This is a genomic window from Gluconacetobacter sp. (assembly GCF_047721585.1).
GTDB lineage: Bacteria > Pseudomonadota > Alphaproteobacteria > Acetobacterales > Acetobacteraceae > Gluconacetobacter > Gluconacetobacter dulcium.
Window position 1 is genome coordinate 1 of record NZ_JBDNXE010000249.1, and the last position, 2,123, is coordinate 2,123.

The following is a 2,123-nucleotide window of genomic DNA, read 5'->3' on the forward strand; positions in this document are numbered from 1 at the left end:
GCCCCGGCCGCCGCCACCGCCGAGCACCGGCGGACGCATGGTCGATTTCTCGGCCGCCTCGGAATGGTACGGATGCTCCATCACCACCGGGATCGGCTTGCCGATCGCCTTCTCGATGTCGCGCAGCCACGCCCGCTGCTCGGCATCGCACAGCGACACCGCCCAGCCATCACGCCCGGCACGCGCCGTCCGGCCGATCCGGTGGACATAGCTTTCCGGCACGTTGGGCAGGTCGTAGTTGAAGACGTGCGTCACGTCGTCCACGTCGATGCCGCGCGCCGCGATGTCGGTCGCCACCAGCACCTTGACGGCGCCGGAGCGGAAGCCGGACATCGCCCGCTCGCGCGCGCCCTGCGACTTGTTGCCGTGGATCGCCTCGGCCACGATGCCATGGTCGTTCAGGAAGGCGGCGACCTTGTTGGCTTCATGCTTCATCAGCGTGAACACCACGGCGCGCTCGACCTTGGGCGAATCCACCAGCATCTGCAACGCATCGCGCTTCTTGTCGGTATCGACGAACATCACCGCCTGGCGGATCCGGTCAACGGTGCTGGACGGCGGCGTCACCTGCACGGTGGCCGGGTCGCGCAGCAGGCCGTGCGCCAGTTCGGCGATGCTGCGCGGCATGGTGGCCGAGAACAGCAGCGTCTGCCGGTCGCGCGGCAGTTCGGCCACGATGCGGCGAATGTCGCGGACGAAGCCCATGTCCAGCATCCGGTCGGCCTCGTCCAGCACCAGCACTTCCAGGCCCGACAGGTCGATATGGCCCTGGCCCATCAGGTCCAGCAGGCGGCCGGGGGCCGCGACCAGCACGTCCACGCCACGGCGCATCGCCTCGACCTGCCGGCCCTGGCCGACGCCGCCGAAGATCACGGCATGGCTCAGGCGCATATGGCGGGCATAGGCTTTGAAGCTCTCGTCGATCTGCGACGCCAGTTCGCGCGTCGGCGCCAGCACCAGCACGCGCGCGCCCTTGGGGGCCGCACGACGCTGATGGGTCAGCAGACGGTGCAGGATCGGCAGCGCGAAGGCCGCCGTCTTGCCGGTGCCGGTCTGCGCCAGCCCCAGCAGGTCCCGGCCGGCCAGCAGGTGCGGGATGGCCCCGGCCTGGATGGGGGTCGGGGTGGTGTATCCCTCCTCGTTCAGCGCACGCAGCAACGGCTCGGCAAGCTGAAGGTCGGCAAAAGTCGTCATGAAATGAAGCGCCTCCGGGCACTCGGCAAAGGCCGGATTCCTCACGACAGGATGAGCATCCGGAAAACTCGAAAAAAACACGACGCACGGCCCGCGTCCCTGCAAAGGCAGGACACGCTGTCATTCACCGTAATCCGTGGGTCAGAAAGGGTCTCTTGTCCGTCCAGTCCGTGCCCCCCGCATCAATCAAGGCACGCGCGTACAAGTCCAGATACGGGACAGGCGGGGGCCGTCCACGGCCGGGCTTCTACCCGCATGCCGCCTCCACCGCAAGTCCTTATTCCAGATGGCAGCCCAGCGGCCCCGCCCGAGCGCCTAGGCCGGCGGCGTCTCGTGCAGCCGCTTCGCCAGCCTCATCGCCCCGTCGATGGCATCGCCCTTCGGCGCGGAGAGCCCGGCCCGCGTGGCGGGGGAAAGATAGGGCAGCACCAGCGGCGCCAACCCACCCAGCACACAGCAGGGCAAGGAGGCAAACCCCTCCGCCGCCCGCAGGGCACCCAGCAGCAGTTCGATTTCCGCCCCGGCCCGGCCCAGCAGGTCCCGCGCCTCCGCGTCCCCGTCCCTGGCCAGCGCGGCGACCATCGGCACCAGCGCGGCAAAATCGGCGGCCCGCGCCCCGACCGCCCACAGCATCGGGTCCGCCCCGCCATCCGCCAGCCGCGCCCGCACGGCCTCGCTCAACAGGGTGGGGGGAATGCGGCCATCGCCGGCGCGCAGCATCAGCCGGATGGCCTGCAACCCGATCCAGGCGCCGCCGCCTTCATCTCCCTGCGGAAAGCCCCAGCCGCCGACCCGCCGCGTCGCCCCGCCGGCAATGGCCAGCCCGACCGTCCCGGTCCCGGCCGCGACCATCGCACCGTCCGCGCCCGCATGCGCCCCCACGCAGGACGTATAGGCATCCGAGACGATCCGCAGCCGCGCGAACATCG

General features: G+C 70.3%; 2 protein-coding genes. Both read right to left on the minus strand.

Annotated elements, in window-relative coordinates; genetic code table 11:
- Nucleotides 1-1,194, minus strand: a 1,194-nt coding sequence (locus tag ABF821_RS20885; RefSeq protein ID WP_415531457.1) for a DEAD/DEAH box helicase, incomplete at its 3' end; no start/stop codon positions are given.
- Nucleotides 1,195-1,509: 315 nt separating this feature from the next.
- Nucleotides 1,510-2,123: BadF/BadG/BcrA/BcrD ATPase family protein (locus ABF821_RS20890; protein WP_415531458.1), on the minus strand; the 614-nt coding region annotated here is incomplete at its 5' end.